General features: G+C 72.8%; 12 protein-coding genes. 2 read left to right on the top strand and 10 right to left on the bottom strand.

Annotation, left to right across the window (positions count from 1 at the left end; genetic code table 11):
- Positions 1-13: 13 nt before the first annotated feature.
- The 9 genes from ACFVHB_RS33555 to ACFVHB_RS33515 form a co-directional block, all read right to left on the bottom strand.
- Entirely contained in the window at positions 14-226 is a 213-nt protein-coding gene (locus ACFVHB_RS33555) for a hypothetical protein (protein ID WP_380329753.1), read from the bottom strand.
- 159 nt (positions 227-385) lie between these two features.
- Entirely contained in the window at positions 386-754 is a 369-nt protein-coding gene (locus ACFVHB_RS33550) for a helix-turn-helix domain-containing protein (protein WP_148642736.1), read from the bottom strand.
- A gap of 381 nt (positions 755-1,135) precedes the next feature.
- Positions 1,136-1,612 (bottom strand): CinA family protein, encoded by a 477-nt coding sequence (locus ACFVHB_RS33545; RefSeq protein WP_380329789.1) that lies wholly within the window; start codon positions 1,610-1,612, stop codon positions 1,136-1,138.
- A gap of 58 nt (positions 1,613-1,670) precedes the next feature.
- Complete coding sequence (gene pgsA / locus ACFVHB_RS33540) at positions 1,671-2,309, bottom strand: CDP-diacylglycerol--glycerol-3-phosphate 3-phosphatidyltransferase (protein WP_380329751.1); 639 nt, start codon at positions 2,307-2,309, stop codon at positions 1,671-1,673.
- On the bottom strand, positions 2,306-3,799 hold the full coding sequence (gene rimO, locus ACFVHB_RS33535; protein ID WP_380329749.1) for a 30S ribosomal protein S12 methylthiotransferase RimO: 1,494 nt from the start codon (positions 3,797-3,799) through the stop codon (positions 2,306-2,308). The genes pgsA and rimO overlap by 4 nt, the downstream gene beginning before the upstream one ends.
- A gap of 107 nt (positions 3,800-3,906) precedes the next feature.
- Entirely contained in the window at positions 3,907-4,770 is an 864-nt protein-coding gene (locus ACFVHB_RS33530; protein WP_380329747.1) for a helix-turn-helix domain-containing protein, read from the bottom strand.
- A 261-nt stretch (positions 4,771-5,031) separates the two neighbouring features.
- A complete protein-coding gene (locus ACFVHB_RS33525; RefSeq protein ID WP_380329745.1) occupies positions 5,032-7,737 on the bottom strand; it encodes a DNA translocase FtsK in 2,706 nt (901 codons plus the stop codon).
- 146 nt (positions 7,738-7,883) lie between these two features.
- Positions 7,884-8,519: a response regulator gene (locus tag ACFVHB_RS33520; RefSeq protein ID WP_380329743.1), complete on the bottom strand. Its 636-nt coding sequence runs from the start codon at positions 8,517-8,519 to the stop codon at positions 7,884-7,886.
- Between the two features lie 314 nt (positions 8,520-8,833).
- Complete coding sequence (locus ACFVHB_RS33515) at positions 8,834-13,387, bottom strand: HAMP domain-containing protein (protein WP_380329788.1); 4,554 nt, start codon at positions 13,385-13,387, stop codon at positions 8,834-8,836.
- 543 nt (positions 13,388-13,930) lie between these two features.
- On the opposite strand from ACFVHB_RS33515, the gene ACFVHB_RS33510 reads away from it, so the two are divergent.
- Entirely contained in the window at positions 13,931-16,492 is a 2,562-nt protein-coding gene (locus ACFVHB_RS33510; RefSeq protein ID WP_380329741.1) for a SpoIIE family protein phosphatase, read from the top strand.
- A gap of 357 nt (positions 16,493-16,849) precedes the next feature.
- On the top strand, positions 16,850-17,413 hold the full coding sequence (locus ACFVHB_RS33505) for an acetate uptake transporter (protein WP_380329739.1): 564 nt from the start codon (positions 16,850-16,852) through the stop codon (positions 17,411-17,413).
- 140 nt (positions 17,414-17,553) lie between these two features.
- Here the strand turns inward: ACFVHB_RS33505 and ACFVHB_RS33500 are convergent, their stop codons facing one another.
- Complete coding sequence (locus tag ACFVHB_RS33500; RefSeq protein WP_380329737.1) at positions 17,554-18,426, bottom strand: phosphatase PAP2 family protein; 873 nt, start codon at positions 18,424-18,426, stop codon at positions 17,554-17,556.
- Between the last annotated feature and the right edge of the window lie 167 nt (positions 18,427-18,593).

The following is an 18,593-nucleotide window of genomic DNA, read 5'->3' as shown; positions in this document are numbered from 1 at the left end:
GTTCGGGGCGCTGTCACCCGATCGGAGGTTCCGCCTCCGTCCGGGCCGCCGGCTCACCCGTCCGGCGCCGCTGCGGCCCGGTGGACCACCGGTCAGCATGGACCGGGATCAGGCCGAGCCCCCAGCCGCCGGCCGCCAGCAGCCCCAGCACGGCGCCGTCGGGCAGCTGTCCCCGGAGCACCGGCAGCCACCAGGCCAGCCCGCCCGCGAGGACGACCAGGCCCACGCGAAACGGCCGGGGCTTCGGGTGCCGTCTCCTGGATCCAGGGACGGGCCCCGAGTGCCCCAGCCGTATTCGGGCTTCGGCGTACGCCGTCGCAGCTCTCCGCACGACCGCCCTCCTTCGCTCGCCCCGGGCACCAGGCGCCCGGGCGTCGAGGCCGGATCAGGCGGCGACCACGTCCATCGCGGCGGCCTTGGGCGAGAGGTTCGCCCGGTCGGTGCCGGGGGCGGGCAGCGGAACCGGTTCGAGCACCGGCCTCAGCAGTTCACCTTCGGAGAGGGTGGCCATCGCCGCAAGTTCGGCGAGCGAGAGTTCGTCGCTGACCTCGCGCATGACCTCGGACATGCGGACGTCGAGTGCGTCGCAGATCGCGGAGAGCAGCTCCGAAGAGGCCTCCTTCTGACCCCGCTCGACCTCGGAGAGGTAACCGAGCGAAACCCTGGCGGCCGCCGACACCTCGCGGAGTGTGCGGCCCTGGCGCTGGCGCTGCCGACGCAGTACATCGCCCAGTAGGCGACGAAGCAGGATCATCGGTGCCTCCCTCCTCGGACTGCGGATCGAGATGTCACGCCCCCACCGTACCGCCTTGCCCGCTTCGCGTGCGGGGACCATGGTCGTGTTCACTCTGGGCTGCAAGGCTGCCCCCTCCCCTGTTTCGGTGTCGCATCCGGGTCGGCGGGCACGACGTCGTGCCCTCCGTACGGCCCCCGGCCACCGCCGAGCCACTCGTTCGCCACCTGGTTTCTGCCCAACCAGGCCCTTCGATGTAACACGATCCTCCAGCCGCGCATTGCCCGTACGCCAGTTCGGCAGATCTCGGTTCGGTGGAGATCGGTCGGGCGTTCGATGGAGATCCGGTCGGGCGGAGCCCCGGTGACGCCCCGGACGCCGGTGCGGTGGGCGGGTGACGGGTCAGTGCGTGGACGCACCGGACGGAAGCCGCCCGACGAGCAGCTCCAGGGCGGCGGTCACCGCCCCGTGACGGATTGTGGCACGCTCCCCCGACAGCCGGGGCGAAGTGACCAGACTTCCCCCCGGACCGGCGACCGCGAGGTGTACCGTGCCCACCGGCTGCCCGTCCTGCGGCTCGGGCCCGGCCACCCCGGTCGTCGCGACCCCGTAGGTGGCGCCCAGCAGTCGGCGCACGCCCTCGGCCATCTGCCGTGCGACCACCGGGTGGACCGGCCCGTGGACGGCCAGCAGCCCCTCGTCCACCCCGAGCACCGAGGCCTTCACCTCGGTCGCGTACGCGGTGACCGAGCCGCGGAAGGTCGCGGAGGCCCCCGGGACGTCCACCAGCGCCGCGGCCAGCAGCCCGCCGGTGAGCGACTCCGCGACGGCCACCGTGCTGCCCTCCCCGCGCAGTGCGGCGTGCGCCCGCACGGCCAGCTCGTACTCGCGCGCCGCCGTCACCGTCGTCACCACTGCCTCCACCCCGTCGTCCCCGTCACCGGCCGGCGCGCTCCGCGGCCAGCCCCTCGCGGCGCAGGCGCAGCGCCTGCGCGACGTAGTCCACCGCGGTGCCGACGGTCAGCAGCACCGCCAGCCCCATCAGCACGGCCCGCGCGGTGGCCAGCCAGCCGGTCAGTTCCAGCACGTACATGCCGACCGCGATGCCCTGGGTGAGCGTCTTCAGCTTGCCGCCCCGGCTGGCCGGGATGACGCCGTACCGGATCACCCAGAACCGCATCAGGGTGATGCCGAGCTCACGGGCGAGGATCACCACGGTGACCCACCACGGCAGGTCGCCCAGCACCGAGAGGCCGATCAGCGCCGAACCCATGATCGCCTTGTCCGCGATCGGGTCGGCGATCTTGCCGAAGTCGGTGACCAGGCCCTTGCGCCGGGCCAGCTCGCCGTCGAACAGGTCGGTGATCATCGCGATCGCGAACGAGGCCCAGGCCACCGAGCGCCACTTGGGGTCGTGCCCGCCGTCGGCGAAGAGCAGCGCCACGAAGACCGGCACCAGCAGCAGCCGGAGCATCGTGAGCATGTTGGCGATGTTCCAGATCCCCGGCGCCGGCGGCACCGCGGCCGCCGGTCTGCCCGGGTGGGCCGCGGCCGGGGCGCCGGGCCCCTTGGTCATTCCCCGGCTCCCGGGACCCGGCGGACCCGCACCTGCTCGAGCGCCTCGGCGACCAGGTCGACGCCCTCGCTGGCGACCACCCGGGCGCGGTAGAACTGGCCGATCCGCGGGTCCTCGACGCCGGTGAGCGTGGTGAGGCCGTCCGTCTCGGGTGCCTGGTGAGCGGCGCGGCCCTCGACCAGGTCGCCGTCCACCGACTCGATCAGCACCTCGACCTCGGTGCCGATCCGCTGCTCGGCCCGCTGGGCGGTCATCTCCTCGGCGAGCCGGCTCAGCCGGTTCAGCCGGTCCGCCACCACGTCCTCGGGCAGCTTGCCGTCGTAGGTGGCGGCCTCGGTGCCGTCCTCGTCGGAGTAGCCGAAGACACCGATCGCGTCCAGGCCGGCGTGCGTGACGAAGCGCTCCAGCTCGGCGAAGTCCTCCTCGGTCTCACCCGGGAAGCCGACGATGAAGTTGGAGCGGGCGCCGGCCTGCGGGGCCTTGCCGCGGATGGTGCCGAGCAGCTCCAGGAACTGGTCGGTGGAGCCGAAGCGGCGCATCCGGCGCAGCACGGCGGGCGCCGAGTGCTGGAAGGACAGGTCGAAGTAGGGCACCACGTCGGTCGTGCCGGTCATCGCGTCGATCAGCCCGGGCCGCATCTCGGCGGGCTGCAGGTAGGAGACCCGGACCCGCTCGACGCCCTCGATCGCGGAGATCTCGCCGAGCAGCGTCTCCAGCAGCCGGATGTCGCCGAGGTCCTTGCCGTAGGAGGTGTTGTTCTCGCTGACCAGCACCACCTCGCGGACGCCCTGCGCGGCCAGCCACTGGGCCTCCTGCAGCACGTCGGACGGGCGGCGCGAGATGAACGAGCCGCGGAAGGCCGGGATGGCGCAGAAGGAACATCGCCGGTCGCAGCCGGAGGCGAGCTTCACCGAGGCGACCGGGCTGTCGTCGAGGCGCTTGCGCAGGGTGCGCGGCCCGGAGGCGGGCGCGACGCCGTCCGGCAGGTCGGCGATCGGCGCGGCCTCGGGCTCGGCGGCGCCGTGGCCGGGCAGCGCGACCTCGGCGGCGGCGGCCTGGCGCTCGACCGGGCTCAGCGGCAGCAGCTTGCGGCGGTCGCGCGGGATGTGCGGGGCGTGGTGGCCGCCGGACAGGATGGTCTGCAGCCGGTCGGAGATGTCGGCGTAGTCGTCGAAGCCGAGCACGCCGTCGGCCTCGGGCAGCGCGTCGGCGAGCTCCTTGCCGTACCGCTCGGCCATGCAGCCGACCGCGACGACGGCCTGGGTGCGGCCGTGCCCCTTGAGGTCGTTGGCCTCCAGCAGGGCGTCGACCGAGTCCTTCTTGGCGGCCTCGATGAAGCCGCAGGTGTTGACGACGGCGACGTCGGCTTCGGCGGCGTCGTCCACCAGCGACCAGCCGTCGGCCTCCAGTCGCCCGGCGAGTTCCTCGGAGTCCACCTCGTTGCGGGCGCATCCGAGCGTGACAAGGGCGACAGTACGGCGTTCAGGCATAGGGCCAAGATTAACGCGCGGCCGCCGGGGCCGTTCGCCCCGGAGGCCGCGCGCCCCGGATTACCGGATCTTCACCGGACCTTCGAGGGGTCCCGACCCGCCCGTGGTCAGCCCGCCTGCGGGTCGCCGGGGGTGTACGTGACATGCACCACCTGGCCGGTCTTGCCCGCCGGACCGAGGTCCTTGCCGTTGACGTACACGTGCACGGCACCGGCGTTGCCGATCACCAGTTTGATCTGCTTGGGGTCGGTGAAGGTCTGGTCCTGACCCTCCTCGATGTTGTTCTGGAAGAGCGACTTGCCGTTGCCGTCCAGCGCGGAGACCCAGCTGGTGTCCTTCTCGGCGACCAGCTTCACGGTGACCTTGTCGGCCGGCGCGGCCGCGATCGCCGCGGCGGTGGGCGCCGGTGCGGGCGGCTGCACGCTCGGCGAGGCCACCGGGGCGACCGAGCCGGTGCCGGAGCCGCTGGGCAGCGGCGCGCTGGCGGAGCCGGTGGTCGTGCCGCCGGTCTTGCCGCTCACCAGGTTGAAGCCGATCAGGGCGACCACGGCGAAGATCGCGGCGACCATCGCGGCGGTCCAGTTCGGCCGGCCGCGGCTCGGCACCTTGATCGGCCCGCTCTCGATCAGCTGGGTCGGCCGCCGGGCGGCCGGGGAGCCGCCGTGCGCGGCGTCGTACCGGGCCACCAGGGCCTCGCCGTCCACGCCGACCGCCCGGGCGATCGCGCGGATGTGGCCGCGGGCGTAGAAGTCACCGCCGCAGCGGGCGTAGTCGTCCTCCTCGATGGCATGCACGATCGGCACCCGCACGCGGGTGGCGGTACTCACCTGATCCACCGTGAGTCCGGCGTCGATCCGGGCAGCGGACAGCACCCGGCCGATGCTCACGGCATCGGCCGCCTGCTCCGCACCGCCGGACGGCTGGGCGGACGACGGGGCGTTCTCGCGGTCGGGGGACTTGCCGATGGTCACGGGGCACGCCTTTCGAGCGGATGGCCACCTGCTGGGGAACAGTCTAGGGGCGCGGGCGGATCGTTTCTCAAGCGGAACAGGCCCGAATGCGCGCACCCGCCCGAACCTGGTCCCGACCGGCCGTTGAGCGGCCGTCAGGGCGGGGGCCGCCGTTCACGGAGACCCTTCTGCCGCCCTGTGACGCCGTGCGCGTCCGATCGGTTCCGCACCCGCCGCCTACCCTCCTCCGAACGGGTGAACACCCCTCCGGGGAACGAACCGTCAGCCGCGGATGCTGACGATCACCCCGTCCAGCTCGTCCGGTTTCACCAGCACGTCGCGCGCCTTGGAGCCCTCGCTCGGGCCGACGATGCCGCGCGACTCCATCAGGTCCATCAGCCGGCCGGCCTTGGCGAAGCCGACCCGCAGCTTGCGCTGGAGCATCGAGGTGGAGCCGAACTGGGTGGAGACCACCAGCTCCGCCGCCTGGATCAGCAGGTCCAGGTCGTCGCCGATCTCCTCGTCGATCTCCTTCTTCGGCCCGCCGCCGACCGTGACGTCGTCCCGGTAGACCGCCGTCAGCTGGTCCTTGCAGTGCTGCACCACCGCGGCGATCTCCGCCTCGGTGACGAACGCGCCCTGCATCCGGATCGGCTTGCTCGCGCCCATCGGCAGGAACAGGGCGTCGCCCTTGCCGATCAGCTTCTCGGCGCCCGGCTGGTCCAGGATGACCCGCGAGTCGGCCATCGCCGAGGTCGCGAACGCCAGCCGGGACGGCACGTTGGCCTTGATCAGACCGGTGACCACGTCCACCGAGGGGCGCTGGGTCGCCAGCACCAGGTGGATGCCGGCGGCCCGGGCGAGCTGGGTGATCCGGACCACCGAGTCCTCGACGTCGCGCGGCGCGACCATCATCAGGTCGGCCAGCTCGTCGACGATCACCAGCAGGTACGGGTAGGGCGTCAGCTCGCGCTCGCTGCCCGGCGGCGGGGTGACCTTGCCGGCCTTCACCGCCGCGTTGAAGTCGTCCACGTGCCGGAAGCCGAACGCGGCGAGGTCGTCGTAGCGCAGGTCCATCTCGCGCACCACCCACTGGAGGGCCTCGGCGGCCTTCTTCGGGTTGGTGATGATCGGCGTGATCAGGTGCGGGATGCCCTCGTACGCGGTCAGCTCGACCCGCTTGGGGTCGACCAGCACCATCCGCACCTCGTCCGGGGTGGCCCGGGCCAGCACCGAGGTGATCAGGCAGTTGATGCAGGACGACTTGCCCGCGCCGGTCGCGCCGGCTACCAGGATGTGCGGCATCTTCGCGAGGTTGGCCATCACGGTGTGGCCCTCGACGTCCTTGCCCATGCCGACGACCATCGGGTGCGGGTCCTCGGCGGCCGTGCGCGAGCGCAGCAGGTCGCCGAGGTTGACCATCTCGCGGTCCCGGTTCGGGATCTCGATGCCGACCGCGGACTTCCCCGGGATCGGGCTGATGATCCGGACGTCCGGGCTGGCCACCGCGTAGGCGATGTTCTTCGCCAGCGCGGTGATCCGCTCCACCTTGACCGCGGGGCCCAGCTCCACCTCGTACCGGGTGACCGTCGGGCCCCGGGTGAAGCCGGTGACCCTGGCGTCCACCTTGAACTCGGCGAAGGTGCCGGTGAGCTGCGCGACGACCTCGTCGTTGAGCGCGCTGCGGGCCTTGGCCGGGCCGCCGCGCTCCAGCAGGTCGAGCGGGGGCAGCGCGTAGGTGATGTCGCCGGAGAGCTGGAGCTGCTCCATCCGCACCGGGGCCGGGCCGTGCTCCTCCGGCGCGCCCGGGCCCGCGCCCGCGCTGCGGGCGGCCGGGACGGCGGCCTCCTCCGGCGGGGCGGTGCGGTCCTGCACCTGGTGCATCATGTCCGCCACCGCCGAGGAGGCGGGCACGCCGTAGACCAGCGCGCCGTCCAGGTCGGCGGCGGCGCCGGCGGCGAGGTCCCGGGTGGCGTACGGGTCGGCCGGCTCCTTGCGGAACGGGTCCTCGGCCGGCCAGCCGGGCTGGTCGGCGGTCTCCGGGTCGTCCGCCTGCTTGCGCCGCCGGCGGCGCCGACGGGCGGCGACCTCGTCCTGCGGGTGCTCGCCGTCGGTGTCCACGGTGAACGGCAGCGCCGAGGGGTCGGCGTCCTCCGGCGGTTCGGTGGAGAGCTCGCGCTCCGGCGTACGCCCCCGCGGGAGCGGGTCCCGCGGTCCGGGCTCGACCACGCCCAGCCGCACCCCGATCGCGCGCAGCCGCTCGGGGATCCGGTTGACCGGGGTGGCGGTGGTGACGAGCAGGCCGAAGAAGGCCAGCAGCAGCAGGAGCGGCACCGCGAGCGGCGGTCCGGCGGCGGCCATCATCGGGGTCGAGGCGGCCCAGCCGACGATGCCGCCGGCCGCCCTTATCCGGGTCGCGCCGCTGCCCATCATGGGCGCGCCGCAGCCGATGTGCACCAGGCCCAGGACACCGACCACCAGCGCGCTGAGGCCGATCATGATCCGCCCGTTGGCCTCCGGCAGCTCCGGGTGGCGCATCAGCCGGATCGCGATCGCCGCGAGCAGGAACGGCACCAGCACGTCGAGCCGGCCGAACAGCCCGGAGACCACGTTGGTGGCCGCCTCGCCGAGCCAGCCCTGCGGGCTGAACCAGGTGCCGGCGGCGGTGACCAGCGCGAGCGCGAACAGCAGCAGGCCGACGCCGTCCTTGCGGTGCGCCGGGTCCAGGTTCTTGGCGCCGTCGCCGAAGCCGCGGAAGACCGCGCCGACCGCGTGCGCGAGGCCGAGCCAGACGGCCCGGACGGCGCGGAAGAGTATCGGGCTCGGCGGCGGTGCCGGGGCGGGCTTGGCCGCGGCCTGCTTCGCCGGGGCGGCCTTCTTGGCGGCCGCCTTCTTCGCTGGCGGCTTGGCCGGAGCCTTCGCCGCGGCCTTCTTGGACGGTCCCGGACTCGAGTTGCGTGCCGCGCTTCCGGGCGTACGTGTGGCCATGGCTCAGCAGCCTACCGGGGCCGGACGGGTGTGCCCATGCGGCCCGGTCCGGGGGTCCGGACGTGTCGCAGACACACCGTCACGCTGATCCGTTTTCACCCGGACGGGGCAAGCGGGCCCGGCCGGGGCGCGTCGGACCCGCCGGGCTAGTCGCTGCCGGGGCGCAGCGCGTCCAGCGCCCGCCGCAGGCCGGCCAGCTTCCGCTCCAGGTGCGCCGCGGTGGCGGCGACCCCGCCGTCCTCGGTGCCGTCCAGCTGCTTGGCCAGCGCCTCGGCCTGCTCCTCGACCGAGGCCAGCCGGGCCGACAGCTCGCCCAGCAGCGCGCCGCCGATCTCCGGCTGCCCGCCGCCCGCCTCCAACTGCAGCCGCAGCAGCGCGGCCTGCTCCTTGAGCTGGCAGTTCTTCACGTAGAGGTCGACGAAGACCGAGACCTTGGCGCGCAGCACCCACGGGTCGAAGGGCTTGGAGATGTAGTCCACCGCGCCGGCCGCGTAGCCGCGGAAGGTGTGGTGCGGCCCGTGGTTGATCGCGGTCAGGAAGATGATCGGGATGTCCCGGGTGCGTTCGCGCCGCTTGATGTGGGCGGCCGTCTCGAAGCCGTCCATGCCCGGCATCTGGACGTCCAGCAGGATCACCGCGAAGTCGTCGGTGAGCAGCGCCTTGAGCGCCTCCTCACCGGAGGCCGCGCGGACCAGCGTCTGGTCGAGCGCGGAGAGGATCGCCTCCAGCGCGAGCAGGTTCTCCGGCCGGTCGTCGACCAGGAGGATCTTCGCCTTCTGCATTACGACCCGCCCTCCTGTCGCCTGCCTGCCTGGGGAAGGCACCCGCGTACTGCCCACCACTACCCCGGTCATGCTAGCCGCACCCCCTCGCCCGGCACACCGCTCCGTCGCGACCCGATCCGGAACGGCGTGCAGCCAGTGCCCCGGCGTACGCTCAGCAGCGAGTCGCCGCCCGGTCACTGTTCGCAACGATCGGTGACCCTACCCGGTTCCCGCCCCTCCCCGCCAGCAAAGCGCTCGGACCCCGGGCGCGAACCCCGGAGCGGGCCACGCGCCGCACGCCCCCGCCGGTCCGGCGGGGGCGCGGGGGCCGGTCAGCCCTTGCGGGCCGTCAGCCACTCGTGCATCACCGTCAGCAGGTGGTCGGTCTCCACCGGCTTGGTGATGTGGTCGGTGGCACCGGCCTCCAGGGACTTCTCCTTGTCGCCCTTCATCGCCTTGGCGGTCAGCGCGATGATCGGCAGGCCCGCGAACTGGGGCATCCGGCGGATCGCCTCGGTGGTCGCGTACCCGTCCATCTCCGGCATCATGATGTCCATCAGGACCAGCGCGACATTCTCGTGCTGCTCCAGCATCTCGATGCCCTCGCGCCCGTTCTCGGCGTAGAGGACGGTCAGGCCGTGCTGCTCCAGGACGCTGGTGAGCGCGAAGACGTTGCGGACGTCGTCGTCCACGATCAGGACCTGCTGGCCGTCGAAGCGGGCGTCCACCCGCCCGCCCGGGCGCGCGACCGGGGCGGCGGGGGCCACGGCCACCGGCCGGCTCCCCGGGGGGACGTCCAGCACGGCGGCGCGGCGGCGTTCGACCGCGCCCCGGCGGCGCTCCTCGGCGAGCTCGCGGACCTCCTGCGCCCAGTGGTCGGCCGGGTTCTCGCCGACCGGGACGGGCGTGCCGGCCGGGGTGACGCCGACCGCGGCCCGGACCGCCGGGCCGTTCGGGGCGGGCGAGGGCGTGCCGCCCGGCGCCTCCGGGGCCTCGCTGCGCAGCGGCAGGTAGAGGGTGAAGGTGGAGCCGCGGCCCAGCTCGCTCTCGGCGTGGATCTCGCCGCCGAGGAGACGGGCGATCTCCCGGCTGATCGACAGCCCGAGGCCGGTGCCGCCGTACTTGCGGCTGGTGGTGCCGTCGGCCTGCTTGAACGCCTCGAAGATCTCCCGCAGCTTGTTGCCGGGGATGCCGATGCCGGTGTCGGAGACCGCGAAGGCGATCAGCTCGTCGTCCGGGCCCTGGATCGCGCCGGCCTCCAGCAGCCGTTCCCGGACGTGCTGCGGGACGTCGCGGCCGGCCGGGCTGATCGAGAAGTCGACCGCCCCGGCGTCGGTGAACTTCACCGCGTTGGAGATCAGGTTGCGCAGGACCTGCTGGAGCCGCTGCTCGTCGGTGTGCAGGGTGACCGGCAGGGCCGGCGAGACCCGCACGCCGAACTCCAGGTTCTTGTCGAGCGCGACCGGCTGGAAGGTGGCCTCCACGTAGTCCACCAGCTGCACCAGGGCGATCCGGGCCGGGCGGACGTCCATCTTGCCGGCCTCGACCTTGGACAGGTCGAGGATGTCGTTGATCAGCTGGAGCAGGTCGGAGCCGGCGCCGTGGATGGTGTCGGCGAACTCGACCTGCTTGGGCGAGAGGTTGCCCTCGTTGTTGTCGGAGAGCAACTTGGCCAGGATCAGCAGCGAGTTGAGCGGGGTGCGCAGCTCGTGCGACATGTTGGCGAGGAACTCGCTCTTGTAGCGGGAGGCCAGGGCGAGCTGCTCGGCGCGCTCCTCCAGGACCTGCCGGGCCTCCTCGATCTCACTGTTCTTGATCTCGATGTCGCGGTTCTGCTGGGCCAGCTGCGAGGCCTTCTCCTGCAACTCCTCGTTGGTGCGCTCCAGTTCCTCCTGGCGGGCCTCCAACTCGGCCGACCGCATCGAGAGTTCGGCGGTCAGCCGCTGGGACTCCAGCAGCAGGCCCTCGGTCTTGGTGTTGACGCTGATGGTGTTGACGGTGACGCCGATCAGGTCGGCGATCTGGTTGAGGAAGTCCAGCGCGACGGTGGTGAAGGAGCTGAAGGTGGCCAGCTCGATCACGCCGAGCAGCCGCCCCTCGAAGAGCACCGGCAGCACCACGATGTGGGCCGGCGAGGCCTCGCCCAGGCCCGAGGCGATCTTGAGGTACCCGGGCGGCGCCTCCTTGAGGATGATCGAGCGCTTCTCCACCGCGGCCTGGCCGATCAGCGACTCGCCGGGCCGGAAGGTGGTCGGCATCGCCCGCCGCTGGTAGCCGTAGCTGCCGATCAGCCGCAGCACGGTGTCGTTCTCGTCGTCGTCCTCGGTGATCAGCTCGGCGGTGCGGCCGGCCGGCTGGGCGAGGAAGAAGGCGCCGTGCTGGGCGGAGACCACCGGCGTCAGCTCGGTCATGATCAGCGAGGCGACCGCTTCGAGGTCCCGGCGGCCCTGCAGCAGACCGGAGATCCGGGCCAGGTTGGTCTTCAGCCAGTCCTGCTCCTGGTTGGTCCGGGTGGTCTCGCGCAGGTTCGCGATCATCTGGTTGATGTTGTCCTTGAGCTCGTCGAGCTCCCCGGACGCGTCCACGTCGATCCGCAGCGAGAGGTCGCCCCTGGTCACGGCGGTGGCGACCTGGGCGATCGCGCGCACCTGCCGGGTCAGGTTGTTGGCCAGCTCGTTCACCGACTCGGTGAGGTCCTGCCAGGTGCCGTCCACGCCGGGCACGCGGGCCTGACCACCGAGCCGCCCGTCGGTGCCCACCTCGCGGGCCACCCGGGTCACCTCGTCCGCGAACGCCGACAGCTGGTCGACCATGGTGTTGATGCTGGTCTTGAGCTGCAGGATCTCGCCGCGCGCGTCCACGTCGATCTTCTGCGAGAGGTCACCGCGGGCCACCGCCGTGATCACCAGCGCGATGTTGCGGACCTGGCCGGTCAGGTTGTTGGCCATCAGGTTGACGTTGTCGGTGAGGTCCTTCCAGATGCCGGCCACGCCCGGCACCCCGGCCTGGCCGCCCAGGATGCCGTCGGTGCCGACCTCACGGGCGACCCTGGTCACCTCCACCGCGAAGGCGGAGAGCTGGTCGACCATCGTGTTCAGGGTGCCGGCCAGCGCCGCGACCTCGCCCTGCGCCTCGATGTCGATCTTCTTGGAGAGGTCGCCGCGGGCCACCGCCGTCGCCACCTCGGCGATGTTCCGCACCTGGCTGGTCAGGTTGTTGGCCATCAGGTTGACGTTGTCGGTGAGGTCCTTCCAGATGCCCGACACCCCGCGGACCCGGGCCTGGCCGCCCAGGATCCCCTCGGTCCCCACCTCGCGCGCCACCCTGGTCACCTCGTCGGCGAACGCCGACAGCTGGTCGACCATGGTGTTGACGGTGGTGACCAGCTCCAGGATCTCGCCGCGGGCGTCCACGGTGATCTTCTTGGAGACGTCGCCGCGGGCCACCGCGGTGGTCACCTCGGCGATGTTGCGGACCTGGCTGGTCAGGTTGTTGGCCATCAGGTTGACGCTGTTGGTCAGGTCCTTCCAGGTGCCGGACACCCCCGGCACGCTGGCCTGGCCGCCCAGGATGCCCTCGGTGCCGACGTCCCGGGCGACCCTGGTCACCTCGTCCGCGAAGGCGCTCAGCTGGTCCACCATCGTGTTGATGGTGTTCTTCAGCTCCAGGATCTCGCCCCGCGCGTCCACCTGGATCTTCTGCGACAGGTCGCCCCGGGCTACCGCGGTGGTCACCTGCGCGATGTTGCGCACCTGGTCGGTCAGGTTGTTCGCCATGAAGTTGACGTTGTCGGTGAGGTCCCGCCAGACCCCGGCCGCGCCCGGCACCTGCGCCTGACCGCCCAGCCGCCCCTCGGTGCCCACCTGCCGGGCCACCCGGGTCACCTGCTCGGCGAAGCCGGACAACTGGTCGACCATCGTGTTGATGGTGTTCTTCAGCTCCAGGATCTCGCCCCGCGCGTCCACCTCGATCTTCTGCGACAGGTCGCCGCGCGCCACCGCCGTGGTCACCTGGGCGATGTTGCGCACCTGGCCGGTCAGGTTGTCGGCCATGAAGTTCACCGAGTCGGTGAGGTCCCGCCAGACTCCGGCGACGCCCGGCACCTGCGCCTGACCGCCCAGCCGGCCCTCCGTCCCCACGTCCCGGGCCACCCGGGTCACCTGCGCCGCGAAGCCGTTGAGCTGGTCCACCATCGTGTTGACGGTGTTCTTCAGCTCCAGCATCTCGCCGGCCACCTCGACCGTGACCTTGCGCGACAGGTCGCCCTTGGCCACCGCGGTCGTCACCTGCGCGATGTTGCGCACCTGCGCGGTCAGCCGGCCGGCCATGGTGTTGACCGAGTCCGCCAGGTCCTTCCAACTGCCCGAGACGCTGCGCACCTTGGCCTGGCCGCCGAGCTTGCCCTCGGTACCGACCTCGCGCGCCACCCGGGTCACCTCGTCGGTGAACTCCGACAGCTGGTCCACCAGGCCGTTCACCGTGCGGCCGATCTTCAGGTACTCGCCGCGCAGCGGGTGGCTCACCCCGTTGCTGTGCAGCGAACGCAGCTCCATCCGCTGGTCCAGGTCGCCCTCGGCGATCGAGGCCAGCACCCGGCCCACCTCGGCCATCGGCCGGGCCAGATCGTCGATCAGCGCGTTGCAGTTGTCGACCGCCGCCATCCAGGCGCCCTCGCCGGCCCCGGTCTCCAGCCGCTCGTTCAGCCGGCCCTCGCGGCCCACCGCCCGCCGCACCCGCGCCAGTTCACCGGTCAGGTGCTGGTTGCGCTCGGCGACCTCGTTGAACACCGCGGCGATCTCGGCCAGCGGCCCGTCGCCCGGCACGGTCAGCCGGCGGCGGAAGTTGCCGTCCCGCATCGCGGTCAGCGCGGCCAGCAGCTTGCGCAGCTCGGCCGGCTCGGCTCCCCGATTGTGGTTCGCTCGCCGGCCGGCCGCGTTCCGCGGCGCGGCCCCGGACCGCGCACCACGCTGAGCGGGCGGCGTCGTACCGGTTGCGTCCTTGGTGGCCGAACTCAACGGGCCCCTCCCAGATCGTGAACTGTCCGGTGGCCGCCCGCACCCCGTCCGGGGCCCGGAGCCGGACACCGGCCCGGCGCAACTGCGTCCCGACCGGCCGCACGGCCCACCGGAACCCACACGACCGTACTGCTGAAACCGGCCGTCGCGGACCCCCCAGTCTGGCAGTACTGGCGCCGGGTGTACGGCCGGTTGCGCTCGGTTGGTACCGCCCCGGCCGAAACAGGTGGGCAGAATCACCCTCAGGTGCCTGTTTCGACGCCCCGCCCCCACGGGGAACCAAGCGGAAAGTAGGGTGGAGCGCTGCACCGGGCCACGACCCGCCCCAGCGCCGCCGCTCCCCCGCCGGCACGCGCGGGGAGGTCGGCGCCGCACCCCGGGCAGCCAGGGCCAGAGCAGAGGAGAAGTGGCAACGTGGTCACCGCGCGCGCAGCCGCCACCTTCGAACCGGTCGGCCGGTCGGCCGCCGCCGCCCGCTCCTTCGTCCGGGACGCGTTGCTCGGCTGGGGCCTGCCCGAGGTCGTCGACGACGCCGTGGTCCTGGTCAGCGAACTCGTCACCAACGCCGTGGTGCACGCCGGCACCGCCGCCGAGGTCTGCTGCCTGCGCGAGGACGGCAGCGTCCGGATCGAGGTCACCGACCACCACCCCGAACGCGGCCTCCCCTCCTTCGTCGACGTCCCCGTCACCGCCTCCGACCGCTACGCCGACCCCGACGGCGAGGGCGGCCGCGGCCTGTTGATGTGCTCCGCCCTCGCCGAACGCTGGGGCGTCGAGTACGCGGCCGGCGGCAAGACCGTCTGGTTCCGCCTCGCCCTGCCCGCCCACGTCGCCGGCACCCGCTACGCCGTCCCCGCCACCCCCGGCGGCGAACTGCCCAGCAGCACCGGCCCGGTGCACGTCGCCGTGGTCCAACTCGACGACGACGGCCGCGTCCTGGCCTGGAACCCCGACGCCGAGGAGCTCTTCCGGCGCCCCGCCGCCACCGTCCTCGGCCGCCCCTGGGCCGACCTCGCGGTCTGGCCGCAGCAGCCCGGCAACGGCCTCGGCCTGGCCGCCACCCTCCGCCTGGCCCGCTGGGAGGGCAGCTACGGCCTGCGCCACGCCGACGGCCGCACCGTCGAGGTGTACGGCCTGCAGGTCCGCATCCGCGACACCGAGGGCACCCCGTCCACGCTCTGCCTGCTCGTCCTCGACGCCGACCGCGCGGTGCTCCGCTCGCCCGCCCGCGCCCTGCCCGGCGACAAGTCCGACCAGGCCGCCGCCCGGCTCGACCTGCTGGCCGGCCCCACCGCCACCGACGACCTCGACACGCTGCTCCAGCGCACCGCCGAGCGCGCCCGCGACCTCCTCGACGCCGACGCCGCGTACGTCCTGCTGACCACCGAGGACGAGACCGAGTTCGAGGTCCGCGCCGCCACCGGCCTCACCACCGGCCACCGCCGGCACAGCCGCTTCCCCGTCGAGACCGGCAACCGCTACGACTCCGCCCGGCTGCCCTCCGTCCACGAGGACCTCGCCACCCGCCCGACCGGCCTCGCCCTGCTCAGCGGCAGCGGCCTGCGCTCACTGCTGACCGTCCCGCTCAAGGTCGAGGGCCGGCTCATCGGCTCGCTCGGCATCGCCGCCGCCGCCCCCGGCCGCTACGACAACGAGGACGCGCTGCGCCTCCAGTTCGCCGCCGACCGGGTCGCCCTCGCCATCGAGAGCACCAGGCTCACCGAACTCGACCGGCTGCGCCGCGGCTCGCTCTCCTTCCTGGTCGAGGCCTCCGACCTGCTGGCCGGCACCCTCGAACACGAGCAGACGCTCGCCCTGATGGCGCAGATGGCCGTCCCCACCCTCGCCTCCTGGTGTGCCGTCTACACCAACGGCGACCACGGCGCCCCGGCCTCGCTCGCCTTCGTCCTGCACGAGGACGAGGACCGCATCGACCCGCTGCGCGCCCTGCTCGACAAGACCCCCGCCCCGGAGTCCGGCCCCACCCACGGCGTCCGCTTCTGGACCACCGCCGCCGAGACCGCCCGGGCGAACGGACTCGCCGACAGCCCCGAACTCGCCGGCCTGCTCGGCGAGACGGTGGTCCTGCCGCTCACCGCCCGCAACCGGGTCATCGGCCTGCTCGCCCTCGGCGTCCCGGCCGGCGTCCGGTTCCGCCAGGAGATCCTGGAACTCGCCGAGGACCTCTCCCGCCGAGCGGCCCTCGCCCTCGACAACTCCCGCCTCTACTCCGAGCGCACCGCCACCAGCCAGGCCCTCCAGCGCAGCCTGCTGCCGCCGGACCTGCCCGAGATCCCCGGCGTCGAAGTGGACGTCTACTACCAGGCCGCCGGCGAGGGCAACGAGGTCGGCGGCGACTTCTACGACCTCTTCACCATCCGCGAGGGCACCTACGGCTTCGCCATCGGCGACGTCTGCGGCACCGGCCCCGAGGCGGCCTCCGTCACCGGCCTCGCCCGGCACTCGCTGCGCCTGCTCGCCCGCGAGGGCCTGGACGCGCCACAGGTCCTCAGCCGGCTCAACGCGGCCATCCTGGACGAGGGTTCGCGCAGCCGGTTCCTCACCCTGCTGTACGGCGAGCTGACGCCGCGGCCGGACGGCAGCACCGAACTGTCGCTGGTCTGCGCCGGCCACCCGCTGCCGCTGCGGCTGCGCACCGACGGCCAGGTCGACCGGGCCGCCACCCCGCAGCCGCTGCTCGGGGTGATGGACGAACTCGACCTCACCGCCGAGCACTTGGTGCTCGCGCCCGGCGAGGTCCTGCTCTGCGTCACCGACGGCGTCACCGAACGCCGGGAGGGGCGGCGGATGCTGGGTGACGACGGGCTCGCCGAGGTGCTCACCGGCTGCACCGGGCTGACCGCAGGCGCGGTGGCCATGCGGGTCCAGCGGGCGGTCGAACGGTTCGCCCCGGAGCCGCCGTCCGACGACATGGCGATCCTGACCCTGCGGGTGCCCACCCAGCGCGTGGGCTGAGCGCCGCGGCACCTGCACCCGGACCGGCACCGGACGCCGGACACCAGTCGCCAGCGGCCGGTCCCGGGTGGGCTGGTGGCCCGGTGGCCGATCGTGAGCGTTCAACAGCTGACAACGCCACAAATTGTGCGATTCACAAGGGTACAAGCTCGAAGGGCCGGGTACACCGATCTCACCGGGGAATCCACCCGGCGGGGCCACGACCAGCGGTTCTCCGCTGGACCGTCATTTCTGACCGCAGCCGTCGCACGCTCCAGCCGTGCGCCCTCGGCGCGGTCTCGCGCATCCACCTCATCGAAAATCCCACCGTGCGGTCGACCGCGCCCTCGCGCGCGCCCGAAGCGAAAGGAGCCTCCGGTGAGCAACGACGCTACCGGGGCACAGAACGCCCGCTCCACCGGCGCCGACGCGGGTAACCTCGGTTACCTCGCCCTCGGCCTGACCCTCCTCGCCTACGGTCTTCTCTCCACCGGCATCCTCAGCGGCACCGGGGTCGGGGACTCAGCACATCTCGCCCACCTCGTCGGCGGTCTCACCCTGTTCATCGCCGGTCTCTGGCAGCTCCGCAGCGGCGAGGGCTTCACCGGCACGGCCTTCACCAGCCTCGGCGCGTTCTGGGCCACCTGGTCCGCGGCCGGCGGGGCCGGCAAGAACGCGGCGGGCCTGTTCCTGCTGCTGTGGGCCCTGCTCGCCCTCACCCTCACCGCCGCCAGCTGGAACGCCGGCCTGTTCAGCCGCGCCGTCTACGGTCTGCTGACCGTCTCGCTGGTGCTCTCCGCCTTCGCCACCTTCAACACCTCCGGCGGCCTCGCCAAGTTCGCCGGCTGGGTCGCCGCGGCCTCCGGGCTCGTCGCCTGGTACTGGGCCACCTCCTCGCTGACCAACAGCGCGTGGGGCCGGAACGTCCTGCCGGTCAAGTAAGGTCCGGCGGCGGAACGCACGAGGGCCGGCCCTCCCCGGGTGGGGAGGGCCGGCCCGTCGGCTCGTCCGCGAAGCGGGTGTGCGCGTCCATGCGCCCGCGGCAGCGTGTTCGCGCGTAGGCGGCCGGGTACCGGCCGCGCTCAGCCCCGGCCGCGGCTGCCGGCCCGCTCCCCGGCCGGCGCGCTCGTCGCCTCCCCGACCACCCGGCCGGACGCCGCGGCCACCGCCTGCCGACGGACCCGCCACCGGGCGAAGCGCGCCTGCGCCGCGTACGAGAAGAGCAGGATCGCGACGGCGACCAGGCCGTCCGCCCAGAAGTGGTTCGCCGTGACGACGACGACCGCGACGGTCAGCACCGGGTGCAGCACGACCAGCCAACGCAGCGAACTCGTCGACACCCTGATGACCGCGACCGCCGCCAGCACGCACCAGGCCACGTGCACCGAGGGCATCGCCGACAGCTGCGCGGCGACCACCACACCGCCGACCGCGCCCCCGTACACCGACTGCCCGTACTCGGCCGCCACGTCCACGAAACCGCTCTGCGGCAGCATCCGGGGCGGCGCCACCGGGAGGAACTGCACGACCAGACAGATCGCCGTCGTGATCACCACGGTGTTCCGCACCCACGCGTACCGCGCGCGGTGCCGCACGAACACCCAGGCCAGCACCGCGATCATCACCGCGAAGTGCATCGAGGCGTAGTAGTAGTTCGCCGCCTTCACCGCCACCGGGTACGGCGTCACCGCCGCCTGCCAGGACGCCTCGTCCGGCAGGCCGACCGCCAACTCCGTCCGGTGGATCCAGTTCGCCCGGTCCAGCGCGTGCTCGGTGCTCATCAGGGACAGGCTGCCCACCAGCTGCCAGAGCGCGAACAGCGCCAGCAGCGTGCCGGCCTCCCGCAGCAAGGCCGGCAGCGGCCCGCGCCGCCAGCGGGCGGCCGCGTACGAGCCCCCGTAGAGAGCGGCTGCGGCGCCCCCGGCGGACTGCCAGGTCAGAGTCAGGTTCTGCAACGGTTCGCGCCTTCCGCCGAGCCGGGTGTGCTGGCAGAGACGTTAACGCAAAAAGACCCCCTCCCGAATGGGAGGGGGTCTTTTCGGAATGATTGTTCGGCGGCGTCCTACTCTCCCACAGGGTCCCCCCTGCAGTACCATCGGCGCTGTGAGGCTTAGCTTCCGGG

The sequence above is a fragment of the Kitasatospora sp. NPDC127111 genome (genome assembly GCF_042677465.1).
Classification (GTDB): Bacteria; Actinomycetota; Actinomycetes; order Streptomycetales; family Streptomycetaceae; genus Kitasatospora.
Note: the sequence above shows the minus strand (reverse complement) of the source record. Positions and strands in the feature narration are given on the sequence as shown.